The following is a 13,788-nucleotide window of genomic DNA, read 5'->3' on the forward strand; positions in this document are numbered from 1 at the left end:
CCCGTTAAAATGAATTTATTTTCATTTTAACAGGAAGCTTTATATGTTTTGTAGTCGTGGATTTTTTGACGCTTACGAAATATTACTATTCATATATTACATTCATACCTCCCTTACTCTTATTTTCCTAAAATATAAACTTTATTATAAATATTACATACTAACTTAATTATATTGTTAAATCCAAAATTAATAATTATTACAAAAAATATAAATTTTATATCAAATATTAACTATAAATCAAACCCACACATAAATAAAATAATACCTTTTAATTTATAATAAATATAAAATATATCATAAATTAATTTTTTATTGAAAATGCATAATCCCTCAATAAAAATTAAGAACAACACATAATTCTTTTAATGTAGCTTATGTGTTGTTTTACCATTTAACAAAATATTATCTTTTTCTATACATATTTAAATCAGCTATATCTAAAACAATTCCTGCTTCTCTAAAAAAATCCAGTCCTAATAATCCATTAACTTTTTCATCTGGATCTATCTGTCCAAAATCTATTTTGAAATCATCTAATTTAATATCTCCGCATGAAATAGTATCAATTCTTTTTCTTACAGCATAGCTTGAAGCTCCTCCATAGCCATATGCTTCAATCAACATATCTTCATTTGTAAATTCTGCCTGTAGTTCTTCTAAAAAATCAGGTGATATTATTGTATGAAATGCACCTGTATCTACAATAACATCATTTACAACTATATTTTTCCCTCCATGCTCAATTTTAATAGAAGTATATAGTAATCCACTTTTTAATTGTAATTTTAAATTCATTATATACTCCTTCTTATTCCAATATTTTTTACTTTTTCTATTACGATATTTTCATTAGCAGTACTATATACAAGCTGACCATTTTTGCAGTTTGCAAATTCTTTCATTGCTTCATGACCATCTTTCATTACTTTTATTACTGCAATATCATCAACATATTTATATTTCTCATCTTCATGACTTTCTACAATTTCAAATTTAATGAATTTATTTGGATATAAACTCTTTACTTCGCTCCATTTCATAGGTATAACACCTCTTTTCTTTTTGGTAATTATATTATAACATATTAGACTATGTAAACTTTTATTTCTAATTTATTAATATTGGATTTATTTATAATTTTAGATGTAAATTTAAATTATATAATCTTGACTTGTGCATTAATTTGAGAAAATCTACCATTGGATTATAATTCATATTTTACCAACATAATTTTATAGAAAAAAGTAGCATATAAACCTCAAACATGCTAGATTATTGTTGCAAACCAAAATCTAAGGAGATTTATATGCCGACAACAATATTAAACCAAAATCAATTTATTAGCAACTATATTTTAGAGTTAAATTTGCCATATTCTTCTGCGATAAAGAACCATATGGTAAACTTAACTTCTGGAATAATCATAACTGAAGGAAATAAAACAATTTCAGCAGCCTACAATAAACTTACATCTAATCGACATAGAAGTACTGGTTCAAGATTTTTGAGCACATATTCATGGAATCATGAATATGTGACGGAAGAACGCATATTTCATGCAATATCTGAAATCTCTAAAACTTGTGAAGATAACGATATTGGATTTCTGATTATTGATGATACTTTAAGTAAGAAGAATGCTTCAACTAAAAAAATTGAGGGTTTGGATTTTCACAATTCTCATGCAGATGGTAACAAACCAAAGTGGTCACACTGTCTAGTTACATCTCACTATAAGATTAAAGATTATTCTATACCTTTAAATTTCAAACAATATCACCGAAAGGAATCTAGTAAAAAGCTGTCTAAAAAGTTTTTAGATGAAAATGAGCTTGCAATGGAACTAATAAATGAATTCGCTCCAGTAACTAAAATCAATTATTTGCTGGTTGATTCGTGGTATACTTCAGCAAAAATTTTGCTTCACGGTTTAATAAATGGTTGTCATACTATAGGTAGAATAAAATCTAACAGAGTTATCTATCCAGCTGGCATTAAAACTAATGTCGGAAAATTTTCTTCATATATTAAAAGTAATGAAACTAGTGTAGTTACCGCTAGTAATAACAAGTACTATGTTTACAGATATGAAGGAAAACTTAATGACATAGAAAATACTGTTATACTTATAAGTTGGAATAAACAGGATTTATCTGATAAACCATCATTTATTATAAGTACTGATGTATCACTTGATAATAAAACTATAATTTCATATTATGAAAAGCGATGGGATATTGAAGTAAGTTATAGATATCATAAAACTGCTCTTGGTTTTGATGAATTTCAAATACAGTCATTAGAGTCAATACATAGATATTGGAGTATGATATTTTTAACATATACTTTCCTTGAGCTTTTTAAAATTAAATATGGTAAATTATATAAATTAAAAAATGTTGGAGATGTAATTTTACACTTCCGAAACAACTATTTGGTAAAAATAGTCGCTTTTGCACATGAATGTGCAGATAACGGGATAAGTCTAGAGTCTACTATTTCCAAATTAGGGCTAGCAGCTTAAATTTTTCCTATTTACTGCACAAGTCTAGTAATTAATTTAAGTTTATATTGCTAAAATTGTATTGCTTCTTTAGGACAATATTGTATACATGCCATACATTGTTCACATCTGCCATCCCACTTTATTATAAACTGGACTACAAGAAACCTAATGTGATTTTGCTTGTTGTCGTTCCATAAATTATTAGTAAAAACATATAAGCCAGCTGAAACTCACTTTATGCTTCCCTTATCTGCAATCCTATTCCCCCTACTATCATAACAATGCCCACAATAGAGTAAATAGATATTTCCTCCTTCAAAACAATCCTTGCAAATATCATAGACAAGAAAGGGACAATATAAGCCAGATTTGAAATAACAGCAGTATTGCCATATTCCAATGCCAGCATCCAGCTTGTGTATCCCACAGCGTTTATAAAAATCCCGCTATAGAAAATTCCTATCCACATACCTGCATTTAAATGAGCAATCTGCCCTATGCTTCCATTCATAATAGAGCACAATACTGAAATAATTGAAGTTACAGAAAATACGATAAACATGGATAGTTCTTTAGGGTAAGTCTGTTTCTTATTAAGAGCTGCATAAAGTGCATAACATACTGCTGCAATAAGACAATATATAACTCCCTTTAGATTTCCTCCTGATAATGAATGAGCGTTGCCATTAATGGCAACGATAGTTACACCTATTAATGAAGCTATAACTGCTAGTATTTTTTTATATGTTAATCTTTCTTTATACAAAACAGCAGAAAACACAATAATAAGGGCAGGCCACAGATAATTTATAATCATAGCCTGCTGTGATGGAATCATTGCTATTCCTAAAAGATAGAACCAGTTATATAAAAAGAATCCTATAAATCCTAATAAACATATTGATAAAATTTCTCTAAATGGGAGATTACGAAACTGATTCAAATTACCACGAAAAAGATTGTATAAAAATAGAACTGCTGAAGCAATCACACTTGTAGCGGCTAGTACAAGCATAACATTAATATTATTAAGAAGAATCTTAGATACAGTAGCAAGAGTTGACCACAAAATTACTGTTAAAGCAGCAAAATAATATGATTTATCTATTCTTATCATAAGTATATACTCCCTTCTGCTTTTGTTATTGAGCAACGCCTTCCTTCTTCATTGAACTAATATCAATATTAAATCCAAATTCAAGGGGATCATCATCATCTAAAATCCATGTATTAATTCCAGTAATATACGCACTTCCTGTTATCTCAGGTATTATAGCTTTTCTGCCATCTACTTCAACTTCCTTAGTGGCCTTTCCTTTAAATAAAGAACCTATAATGCTTTCATACATAAATTCCTCTCCTATTTCAAGCTCACCCTTTGCATAAAGTGCAGCAATCTTAGCACTTGTACCTGTTCCACATGGTGATCTGTCTGCTTGAGCTCCTCCAAAGATAACACAGTTTTTCATATTAGCCTTTTCACTGCATTCACGTGTATAAAACTCAACTAAATCCACAGTTTTTATATCTAAATATGGATGCTGGATATCTTGTGCTTCATTAATCTTTCTCCTAAGCTCCATTCCCAAATCAGTGATTTCCTTCATATTATCTATAGTTAATTTAAGGCCTATAATATCTGCATCTACTAAAGCAAAAAAAGAACCTCCAAATGAAATATCATACATTATGGTTCCATACTTATCTGTATCTATTATCTGATTAGTCTTATACAAAAAAGAAGGAACATTTAATATACTAACGTCCACAGCTTTATGATTAACTACATGTACCTTTGTTCTAATAATTCCAGATGGTGCATCAAGTACTACTTCAGTATATGGTTCAGTTACTTTAACCATACCAGTTTCAACAGCCATAGAGGCTACCCCTATACTTCCATGTCCACACATATTTAAATAATTACCGCTGTCCATAAATATTACTCCAATATCAGCTTCTTCATGGACTGGCTCTGTAAGAAGTGCACCAAACATATCTCTATGTCCTCTTGGTTCAAGCATAATGGCTTCCCTGCACTTATCATAATGCTTCTCTAAATACTGCTTCTTTTCCATCATTGTTTCACCTGGAAGATCTGGAAAACCATCATATATAATCCTAGTTGACTCACCCATAGTATGAGAATCTATAGTTTTAAATTGATATCTATATCCCATTGTTTTAGGATTGAACTTCATATGAATACCTCCTATCTTAATTTCTTAAACGACCTTTAACTCTCCAAATTTCTTTCTCACAGTATATGCAAGTAATTGTGCAGTACCCTCAACTCCTAAAAAAGCACTGTTCACTAAGATATGCTTTGAACTAGGCTCCTCTGGACTATATTTTGCATACTGCTTATGAAATGAATGTCTTGCTTTATCAACGCTTAAAATCATCTTTTCTGCCTCTGATTTACTCATGCCTAAGCTTTCAACACAGTTTTTCATTCTGGCATCTAGTGGAGCATAAATGTATACATGCATTGCATTTTTTTCATTTCTCAATATATAGTCAGAACATCTTCCTACTATAATGCATGTTTCCTTATCTGCTAATTCCTGAATAATCTTTGATTGTGTTTCAAATATTTTTTTCTGATTGCCTGCATTCTGTGTTCCAAGAGGAAATAACATTTTAAAGAAATCTGAACTGCTTTCCTCCTGATCACTTATAAAAGATACGGGAAGATTTAATTTTTCAGCAGAAGCCTCTACTATATCTCTATCGTAATATTCTATATTGAGAATTTCTGATAGACGTTTAGCTATAGGACGTCCTAAACTGCCAAACTGTCTTGTAATTGTAATAACGTATTTACCCATGTGTACTTCCCCCTATGCTGTTAAAAATCTTGCTAAGAATGATTTTGTACGTTCTTCCCTTGGATTTTCAAATACCTCTGAAGGCTTGCCCTCTTCTACAACTAATCCATCTGCCATAAATACAACTCTGTCTGCCACATCCTTTGCAAATCCCATTTCATGAGTTACAACAATCATAGTCATACCTTCCTTAGCTAATTCCTTCATTGTATTTAAAACATCTCCAACAAGTTCTGGATCTAATGCAGATGTAGGTTCATCAAACAAAAGTGCCTGTGGTTCCATAGCTAGTGCTCTTGCTATAGCCACACGCTGCTGCTGTCCACCAGAAAGTGTAGATGGATACACATCTGCTTTAGATTCAAGACCAACCTTTTTTAATAGCTCCATAGCTAATTCTTTTGCTTCTGCCTTTGTCTTATGCTTTGTAAGAACTGGTGCAAGCATTACATTTTCCAAAACTGTCTTTAAGGGAAAAAGATTAAATCTTTGAAAAACCATTCCTACCTCTTCTCTAAATTTACGAATATCATATGATTTATCAAAAATGTTATCGCCATTATAAAGTATCTCTCCGCTTGTAGCTGTTTCAAGCTGATTTATACATCTTAAAAATGTACTTTTACCTGAGCCAGATGGCCCTATAATGCATACAACTTCACCTGGCTTAATGTGTATATTAACATCACGTAAAACTTCTAAATCACCATAATTCTTTTTTAAGTGTTTAACATTTATCATAATTACTCACCCCATTTTCTTTTCAATAAATTTCTGAAGAACGATAAGAACTGATATTATAATCAAATAAAATGCAGCTAATACTGTGTAAGTTGGAATTGTCTGAAAGCTTAATGATGCATAAGTCTGAGCCTGATGAGTTACTTCATTTACTGTTATTACAGATAAAAGAGCTGTATCTTTTACAGAAATGATAAACTGATTAAATAATCCTGGAAGAGCAATTTTTATTGCTGGAGGAATAATTACATGAAACATAGTCTGGAATTTTGTAAGGCCTAAAGAGGCAGCTGCCTCTTTTTGACCTAAATCAATACTCTGTAATGAACCCTTTATTATTTCTGACATAAATGCACCTGAATTTAATGCTATGACAAAAATACCAACTGTATTTGCTTTAAAATCTATTCCTGTTAATTTAGGAATAACAAAATATACATATAGTGCCTGTACCATTAATGGTGTTGAACGAATAATCCAAATATAAATTTCTGCTATAATCTTTAAAACTTTTAATTTTGATTGTAGAATGAAACCACAAAAGCCTGCAATTATCAATCCACACAATATACCTACTACTGCTATGAAGAATGTAACCTTAACACCTTGAAACAGCATAGGTAAAATTGTCTGATAGAATTGTATATTCATATTTCTACCTGTCCTTTCTATAAAGTCACTAAGCCTTTATTACTATTTACACCACTTATCATAAAGCTTATCTAATTCACCATCTTTTCTTAACTTTTCAAGTGCTGCATCAAATTGATCTTTATATTTAAAATCCTTGTTATAAGCAACTGCATATGGTGATTGTCCTTTATTGAACTCATCTCCAACTACCTTTGCCGCTGTTCCTTCTGTTGTCTTAATATAAAATGCGCATCCTGGAGCATCTTGAATAACTGCATCTACTTTTTTCTGTTCTAAAGATTCATAAGCTGTTGTAATAGTGTCATGTACTTCAAGCTTTGCATCTGAAAGGTTCTTTTGTGCATAAATATGTGAAGCTGTTCCCTTTTCAACTGCTACTGTCTTGCCTGCCAATGAATCTACTCCTGTAATACCTTGATCATTATCCTTGTTTACCATAACAGTAAGCCCTGAATCACAATATGTCTCTGAGAAATTCATTACTGCTTTTCTTTCATCAGTTGCACATAATGCAGCAGCTCCAACATCTAGCTTTCCTTCAACAACTGAAGTTGTAAGTGCTGAGTAATCCATTGCCTTAATACCGCCTTCAATTTCAAATCCAAGAATCTTTTGAAGATCGTTAATTAAATCAATATCATATCCAATCAATGTTTTTCCATCAGTATCATAATAAGAAAATGGTCCAAACAATCCAGATGTACCTATCTTAACTTTAACTCCTTTCATTGAATCTTCTACCTTTTCTGTTGATGCTTTTGCTGACTCTGTTGACTTAGTAGAAGATGAACTGCTACTTTTAGAACTTCCACATCCTATAATAGAGAAAGCCATAACCCCTAACATTAATATAGCTAATATTTTCTTTTTCATAACTATTCCTCCTCGATATTAAAAAATTATTATATTTTCTATTTACATATTATCTGATTTTTTATAAAGATTTTTCTCTAAAAAAGCTTATAAAAAAAAGCAGGCAAATTACTTTAAATAAAGCACCTTTGCCTACCTTTTATTTACTTATATATATTATACTCATACATTACTGCATTTGTAAACCACTATTTTATTGTGTAGTTCATTAGAATTTGTCATGATAACTATTTCACCACTCTTTTCTAAATTACACAATCCTAGATATTATAAGTCAGCAGCAAAACATCCATTGTTAAGCTGCTGATGAATTAAATTCTTTTACTCTTTATACATTATGTCTATATTCATATGGAAGCACTTTTGTAGCATTATAGCTTGGGCAGTCACGTACCCATTCTAATGATTCCTTTATAATTGCTGTCTGTTGAGGAATATTATTAGGCTCACCAGCATTAGAACCTATTGGTACATGTGGTGCTGTAATTCTAGGAGCACCTTGTTGTTTTGCTATTGGAGGAAGTGCAGCTATAACTACACAGCTCATTCCTTCAGCTTCACAGCATCTTGTAACAATAGTTGCTGATCTATGGCATGTTCCACATCCACCAGTACATAGAACTATGTCTACCCCCTGTGCTTTTAACTTTTTAGCGATTTCTGGACCTGTCTCATTTTTGAATTTTTCAACATTTCCTCCACCCCCCATGAATGTATATGTTTCTTCTGGAAGTGATCCTATAAATCCCTCTTCTACAAGTTCATGAAGTCTATCAATAGGAAACATTGCATTTACGTCCTTATTAATATCTGAATTATCAAAACCTCCATGAGTTACCATAAGCTCATCTGATGGAGTATCAAAAGGAATAGTTCTATAAGAGAAATCACCTGAAGTATTAAATGGAACCTGGCTCTTAATATGTATTCCTCCTGCTGTAATAAAAGCTACCTTACATTCACTTAATGGCTTTTTTAATTCTGTAAACACCGGATTAGGTGTAATTGGCACAAAAATTTCTGATTGCATTCCTGCTACTGTTGTTAAACTCATATTTCTACCTCCTATATACACTCAACTGGGATATTTCTTTTTCCTATTACCTGCATGCAGCTGAAATAAAATTCTACATTCTGACCTTCTTTAAGTGGAACAGGTGTAAATACCCATCTTCTAGGCACTGCAATAGTTCCCAATTGATTCATAATTTCTAATTTAGTTGCTGTATCATTTACTTCTGAAATCTTTCCACCTAATAAACATGGCATGATTTCATGGCTTGTAATCATATCTGAAGAATCATAATCATATGGATCTTCAACTACTTGAATATAACTAAAATAAAATTCCATATCACAGCCTATTTCTAAAGATTCATGTGGCATTACAAGATTCTTAGGAATAGAAATAACTCCTAACCTGCCGTGCAAATGTACTTTTATACTGTTGTCACATACTTCTTTAATAAGGCCTCCCATTTTTACAGGATTGATAACATAATCCATTAATGTAATGTCCCATTATCAACTAATTTAGTTTCAGGAAGACCTAAAAGCTTGTTATTAGCATTGATAATGTCGTTACTCCATTTTTTAGATGCAGGCTTGATTTCTACTCCTGCCATCTTATTCTTTAACATTTGAATTGCACGGGCAGCTACTTCCTTAGTTACACATGAACATCCAGCTATGTTATTTTCAAAGCCTCCCATGTCCATATTTTCTTCAACCATTGCTGTTGCATATTTATTACCTACAACTAATTGGCCCTGATATGCACAGAATGATACTCCAACTACTGGTATGCCTCTCTTTCCAGCTTGTCCTATGTGTTGTATAAAATCAATATGGTTATTACCAAATCCTTCAGTAGTTATGATACATCCATCTATATCTAATGATTCAAGAAGAGAACCTAATCTTTCTGATACCCACATTTTTTCATCATTAACTTGAGGTGAACCAACAAATACTACTCCAATAAGGTCAAATTCATCATCAGCAGCTAATCCTTCTACTAATGGTTCACGAATGTAGTGACGTGTCATTTCCTTAGTAGCAGGTCCTATACAAGTTAATGCATGTATTGAACCATCTCTTACTTGGTTTGGTGTAAGCATAATAGGTACATTACCACAGTCAACATTCTTCTGGCCTCCAAGAATTCCACAAGGTTCTGTAGGACATATTACATTATCATGCATAGCACCTTGTCCCATAATTTCTTTAACAAGAACAACACGAGGATTTCCACTACGTCTTACATCTTCACATATTTCTTCACGTAATACTTCTCCATCATATTTTTTAAGTTCATCACGTACTGCTTGAATGATGTAATCTTGGCATTTATGAGCTGAGAATGGACCTGGACGAGTCATTCCTGTATTCTTTTCTATAACTACATGACAGCGTATAATAATATCATTTTCATCAGCACATCCTGGATGTCCAAAATACATCTTTTCATCAAGGTATCCTTCTGAAGAACCAAATTCATGAACTTGTACACCATCTTCATCAACACCTGTTAACATGAATACAACTCCATCTGCAACCTTTGTAACGCCTTCTCCAAGCTCACCTTCTACTTTTGTAGCAATAGGACATACATCCATGATTGTTTCAGTATAAACATGACGTTTATCTGGGTAAATTACATCAAGAGCTATACTCTTGCATAAAGGATCTTCTTTTAATGCTTTTTCTACGATATTTTTATCAATGCTTATCTTTCCATCCTTTATGAATGTTTCTTCACCTATTTCAACATCTGTAATCTTTATATGTTTTTTAACAAGAGTTCTGATTACCTTTTTCTCTCCTACAGGCTCTTCTTTTACAGCAGGTTCAGTACAATATGTTTCTTTAATACCTGCTCCTCCAAATACAGGAACATCTAATTTCAATCCTGTAATATTTTCTGCTTTTTCAATTTCAATATGAATCATTCCATCGCCTCCTGCTTTCATATTAACTACTGGTTTAAATTCTTTTTCTTCTTCACTATCTTTTATTTCTTCTTTTTCTACTGATGTAGTATCATTTATTTTATCTAGCACATCTGCTGTAATAGGTGTTAAAGCTTCAACATCTGTAAGCAATGTACTACCTAAAACCTGTTCAATCTTAAGGCCATCTGGACTAAGAGTTAATAATCCCGCCTCTTCCATATCATCAAATAATGTTGGATCTTCTAAATCTGCAGCACTTATAACAAGTCCCTTTTGTCTCCTGCAGCAAAATATAGCAGGATCTTTCATATGAAGTTTTAATGTTTCATTTGTAATAGACATATCTTTTACCCCCTAGTTTCTACTGAATTTTCTTATTAATTTATGATTAACAGCTCTTAATGCTCCATCTGTACAATGGTATACTGGAAGACCTAATTTAGGTGCACATGACATAACTGTATTTGAACAATCTGTACAATTGCTTATTAAAACTGCCTGTGCTCCAGCTTTTTTCAAAGCCATTACCTTTTGCACCTGCCCTGGACATTTTCCAGGATTCTCACATTTTCTGCTACCCTTTACTTCTATAGCTTGTTTGCAATACTCTACTCCAGCCACCTTTGAACCCATACTTTCTGCTATTTCACACAGACGCTCTTTATCAGCACCACATGCACATACTAGAATTCCTATTTTTGATGGACCTTTCATAAAGCATTCTGAAGCAATCAAGCTTCCTGTAGTTTTTACAATAGATGAATCCAGCGTAGTTCTCTTTCCTGTAAATGGACCTCCCATTATTAACTCACCATAATCTTTTGTAACACCACCAGCCATTTCAAATACCCTTGAAACCTTCATGCCTAGCGGCACATCATAAAAAACTTGAATTAATTTTTCGCTAGAATTACCAGCTATTTTTCCACCAACCGTAATATCTTTATCAATAAACGGTTTTTTCTCATCAACAGCTTCTTGTATTCTGCATGATGTTTCTGCATTAATTACAATTGCATCAGCCTCTAATGGAAGTGAATTAACTGATAACAGCTTTCCAAATACTTCTCTAATAACAGCCCTTTCTTCACCCATTGGATAAATGTCCTCTAGAGTTACAATTCTTATATTGCTGTTTGTATTTGCTTCCTCTAATTTTTTTATTGCATCATGATGTTTTTTCTTAATTGCAATAACTCCATTTGATGCATTTGCTACTTCCATAGCTATTTCCAGCCCTCTTAAAAGCTGTTTAGGTTTCTTTTCTATTCTGCCTATGTTGTGTGAAAGAATCGGTTCACATTCAGCAGCATTTATTACAACAGTTCCATTTTCCTTAAATGGCTTTGAGAACTTTGCATATGTAGGAAATCCAGCACCACCTGCCCCTACTATACCAGCCTCTTTTATAAGTTCTAATGGAGTTGACTTTTTTAAATGAATGTAGTCCTTACTTTGATGCTCATCTGCTTCAATAATTATGCTGCTTTCTGATACTTCTAAGACTTTTCCACTTACACTGGCATATATATTTGCTCCAAGAGAATTTTCCCCCTGAAACGCAAGAAGTTGCCCTCGATTTACGCTGTCACCATTGACAACCACGGGAGCAACTCGTGTACCAATATGTTGTTTTAAAGGATATTCATAAATATATTTCATCATGACCTCCTATCTATGTAAGCATTAACTTATATTTGTTTTCCTGTTTATGGGATTAGTATACTTCTCAATGTATGATTAGTAAAGCGACTTTTTATCCTGTTATTCATTAGTATTTGTCATGTATATGTTTTAACAAAAATAGCCATGTATTTAACTGAATTAGAAAAATACATGGCTATGAGCTTATATGAATATTACTGATTTGTTATATAATCTTGTGCAAATTTTATGAACTTTTTAGCTGCTGGCGTCAGCATATCATCTGATTTATAGCCTATTCCAAGCATTCTATTATAATTAGGCTTCAATGGCCTTATAGCTACTAGTTTTTTATAATCCTTTGCTATTAATTCTGGCAATATGCTTATTCCAAGGTTATTTGCAACCATAGATATAATAGCATGATCATCTGTACATGAATATCTCATGAACGGCTTTACATCTGCATCAGTCAATGCATGGTGAATATCATAGTCAGTTCCTATTGTAGATATTATAAAAGGCTTGCCATCAAAGGCCTCAACAGGGACAGTTTTATTCTTGCTAAGTGGATAATCTAGTGGCAATATTGCAACTAATGGATCTTCATACAAGGGAATAAATTTCATGTTTTTAATATGACGCTCACTTAAAAAACCTATATCTATTGTGTTTTCATTAATCCACTCTTCTATATCATCTGTTCCTCCCTCTTTGATGCTTATTTCAATTTTAGGATATTTCTTTTCAAAAAGATATATGATTTTAGGCAGCCAGTTAATTGCAACACTTGTAAATGCCCCAATCCTGATTTTACCGATTTCATAGCCCTTAATATCCTGAATAGTTTCCTCAACACGTTCATTACTAGATAAAAGTCCTCTTATAAGTGGAAGTAAGATTTCAGCACTATGAGTTAATTTGACACCTTTTTTTGAACGAATAAATAAATTAAAGCCAATCTCACTTTCAAGACTTTTAAGTACATGACTAACACCAGACTGAGTATATCCAATTCTCTCTGCACTTTTAGTAAAGCTTCCAGTTTCCGCTACATCAACAAATAATTCGTATTTCTTAATATCCATATTATCCTCTCCTGTACTCTATTTTTTAAATCACATTGTATTTCACCTTGTTTTAACATCTAATCACTTTTCGCAATTAAGTAAATTTTTCCATAAGACTTTATTATTCTAATTATAATAAGTCCCATAATTTTGTAAACTGTTAAAAATTAAAAATAAAAAAATGAACTATCATTCTGAAAATACAGAAAAAAATATGAAATTAGGTTAAGAAAAATAGTTTTTTTAATAATACAACATTACTTTTTAAAGTAAATAATTTTTCTACTAACACACCAAAAATTAATCATGATATCAAAAAATATATAACCAAAATAATTTTGAACCCTCACATTTTTCAACTATAAAAATAAAAAAATAAAATCCCTCAAAATATTGCTAATCCTTGGAATGTAATTACTTACGAGTAAAATTATAATATTTCTATAGACTTCTAATGAGCTGGTAAAGAATTAACTTTTTAGGAGGTATTTATGGATTACTCTTACATTATT

General features: G+C 31.8%; 15 protein-coding genes. 1 reads left to right on the top strand and 14 read right to left on the bottom strand.

The features are described from left to right. Window positions 1-405: 405 nt before the first annotated feature. Both Q0F58_RS12855 and Q0F58_RS12860 read right to left on the bottom strand, forming a co-directional pair. Window positions 406-798: a retropepsin-like aspartic protease gene (locus tag Q0F58_RS12855; RefSeq protein WP_294377218.1), complete on the bottom strand. Its 393-nt coding sequence runs from the start codon at window positions 796-798 to the stop codon at window positions 406-408. Next, window positions 798-1,043, bottom strand: a complete 246-nt coding sequence (locus Q0F58_RS12860; protein WP_294377220.1) for a hypothetical protein — start codon at window positions 1,041-1,043, stop codon at window positions 798-800. Before Q0F58_RS12860 ends, Q0F58_RS12855 begins: the two co-directional genes overlap by 1 nt. A gap of 224 nt (window positions 1,044-1,267) precedes the next feature. Here Q0F58_RS12860 and Q0F58_RS12865 point away from each other — a divergent pair, with 224 nt between their 5' ends. Next, entirely contained in the window at window positions 1,268-2,527 is a 1,260-nt protein-coding gene (locus Q0F58_RS12865) for an IS701 family transposase (protein ID WP_294377222.1), read from the top strand. A gap of 50 nt (window positions 2,528-2,577) precedes the next feature. On the opposite strand, the gene Q0F58_RS19660 is transcribed toward Q0F58_RS12865, so the two are convergent. From Q0F58_RS19660 to Q0F58_RS12920, 12 genes are all read right to left on the bottom strand, one after another. Continuing rightward, a complete protein-coding gene (locus tag Q0F58_RS19660) occupies window positions 2,578-2,679 on the bottom strand; it encodes a 4Fe-4S binding protein (RefSeq protein ID WP_367118185.1) in 102 nt (33 codons plus the stop codon). A 65-nt stretch (window positions 2,680-2,744) separates the two neighbouring features. Continuing rightward, window positions 2,745-3,626 (bottom strand): DMT family transporter, encoded by an 882-nt coding sequence (locus tag Q0F58_RS12870; RefSeq protein WP_294377225.1) that lies wholly within the window; start codon window positions 3,624-3,626, stop codon window positions 2,745-2,747. A gap of 25 nt (window positions 3,627-3,651) precedes the next feature. Continuing rightward, on the bottom strand, window positions 3,652-4,710 hold the full coding sequence (locus tag Q0F58_RS12875; RefSeq protein ID WP_294377228.1) for a proline racemase family protein: 1,059 nt from the start codon (window positions 4,708-4,710) through the stop codon (window positions 3,652-3,654). A gap of 24 nt (window positions 4,711-4,734) precedes the next feature. Beyond that, complete coding sequence (locus Q0F58_RS12880) at window positions 4,735-5,340, bottom strand: AAA family ATPase (protein ID WP_294377230.1); 606 nt, start codon at window positions 5,338-5,340, stop codon at window positions 4,735-4,737. Window positions 5,341-5,352: 12 nt separating this feature from the next. After that, window positions 5,353-6,081 carry an amino acid ABC transporter ATP-binding protein gene (locus Q0F58_RS12885; protein ID WP_294377233.1) on the bottom strand — a complete coding sequence of 243 codons (729 nt, stop codon included), beginning with the start codon at window positions 6,079-6,081 and terminating at the stop codon, window positions 5,353-5,355. Between the two features lie 6 nt (window positions 6,082-6,087). Continuing rightward, a complete protein-coding gene (locus tag Q0F58_RS12890) occupies window positions 6,088-6,732 on the bottom strand; it encodes an amino acid ABC transporter permease (RefSeq protein WP_294377236.1) in 645 nt (214 codons plus the stop codon). Between the two features lie 42 nt (window positions 6,733-6,774). Continuing rightward, window positions 6,775-7,608: an ABC transporter substrate-binding protein gene (locus tag Q0F58_RS12895; RefSeq protein ID WP_294377238.1), complete on the bottom strand. Its 834-nt coding sequence runs from the start codon at window positions 7,606-7,608 to the stop codon at window positions 6,775-6,777. 328 nt (window positions 7,609-7,936) lie between these two features. Then, window positions 7,937-8,662 carry a D-proline reductase (dithiol) protein PrdB gene (prdB, locus tag Q0F58_RS12900; protein ID WP_294377241.1) on the bottom strand — a complete coding sequence of 242 codons (726 nt, stop codon included), beginning with the start codon at window positions 8,660-8,662 and terminating at the stop codon, window positions 7,937-7,939. Between the two features lie 11 nt (window positions 8,663-8,673). Next, complete coding sequence (locus Q0F58_RS12905; protein ID WP_294377243.1) at window positions 8,674-9,114, bottom strand: CBO2463/CBO2479 domain-containing protein; 441 nt, start codon at window positions 9,112-9,114, stop codon at window positions 8,674-8,676. Further along, window positions 9,114-10,904 (bottom strand): D-proline reductase (dithiol) proprotein PrdA, encoded by a 1,791-nt coding sequence (prdA, locus tag Q0F58_RS12910; protein ID WP_294377248.1) that lies wholly within the window; start codon window positions 10,902-10,904, stop codon window positions 9,114-9,116. The genes Q0F58_RS12905 and prdA overlap by 1 nt, the downstream gene beginning before the upstream one ends. Before the next feature lie 12 nt (window positions 10,905-10,916). Continuing rightward, window positions 10,917-12,224 carry a proline reductase-associated electron transfer protein PrdC gene (gene prdC / locus Q0F58_RS12915; protein WP_294377250.1) on the bottom strand — a complete coding sequence of 436 codons (1,308 nt, stop codon included), beginning with the start codon at window positions 12,222-12,224 and terminating at the stop codon, window positions 10,917-10,919. 197 nt (window positions 12,225-12,421) lie between these two features. After that, on the bottom strand, window positions 12,422-13,294 hold the full coding sequence (locus Q0F58_RS12920) for a LysR family transcriptional regulator (protein WP_294377252.1): 873 nt from the start codon (window positions 13,292-13,294) through the stop codon (window positions 12,422-12,424). Window positions 13,295-13,788 lie beyond the last annotated feature (494 nt).

The organism is uncultured Clostridium sp., from assembly GCF_934754915.1.
Taxonomy (GTDB): domain Bacteria; phylum Bacillota; class Clostridia; order Clostridiales; family Clostridiaceae; genus Clostridium.

Excerpts from the sequence above, each read along its gene's own strand:
- Q0F58_RS12860 (WP_294377220.1), bottom strand. The coding sequence starts at position 1,043 with ATGAAATGGAGCGAAGTAAAGAGTTTATATCCAAATAAATTCATTAAA.
- Q0F58_RS12855 (WP_294377218.1), bottom strand. The coding sequence starts at position 798 with ATGAATTTAAAATTACAATTAAAAAGTGGATTACTATATACTTCTATT.
- prdA (WP_294377248.1), bottom strand. The coding sequence starts at position 10,904 with ATGTCTATTACAAATGAAACATTAAAACTTCATATGAAAGATCCTGCT.
- prdC (WP_294377250.1), bottom strand. The coding sequence starts at position 12,224 with ATGAAATATATTTATGAATATCCTTTAAAACAACATATTGGTACACGA.
- Q0F58_RS12890 (WP_294377236.1), bottom strand. The coding sequence starts at position 6,732 with ATGAATATACAATTCTATCAGACAATTTTACCTATGCTGTTTCAAGGT.
- Q0F58_RS12870 (WP_294377225.1), bottom strand. The coding sequence starts at position 3,626 with ATGATAAGAATAGATAAATCATATTATTTTGCTGCTTTAACAGTAATT.
- prdB (WP_294377241.1), bottom strand. The coding sequence starts at position 8,662 with ATGAGTTTAACAACAGTAGCAGGAATGCAATCAGAAATTTTTGTGCCA.
- Q0F58_RS12920 (WP_294377252.1), bottom strand. The coding sequence starts at position 13,294 with ATGGATATTAAGAAATACGAATTATTTGTTGATGTAGCGGAAACTGGA.
- Q0F58_RS12905 (WP_294377243.1), bottom strand. The coding sequence starts at position 9,114 with ATGGATTATGTTATCAATCCTGTAAAAATGGGAGGCCTTATTAAAGAA.
- Q0F58_RS12875 (WP_294377228.1), bottom strand. The coding sequence starts at position 4,710 with ATGAAGTTCAATCCTAAAACAATGGGATATAGATATCAATTTAAAACT.
- Q0F58_RS12895 (WP_294377238.1), bottom strand. The coding sequence starts at position 7,608 with ATGAAAAAGAAAATATTAGCTATATTAATGTTAGGGGTTATGGCTTTC.
- Q0F58_RS12865 (WP_294377222.1), top strand. The coding sequence starts at position 1,268 with ATGCTAGATTATTGTTGCAAACCAAAATCTAAGGAGATTTATATGCCG.
- Q0F58_RS12885 (WP_294377233.1), bottom strand. The coding sequence starts at position 6,081 with ATGATAAATGTTAAACACTTAAAAAAGAATTATGGTGATTTAGAAGTT.
- Q0F58_RS12880 (WP_294377230.1), bottom strand. The coding sequence starts at position 5,340 with ATGGGTAAATACGTTATTACAATTACAAGACAGTTTGGCAGTTTAGGA.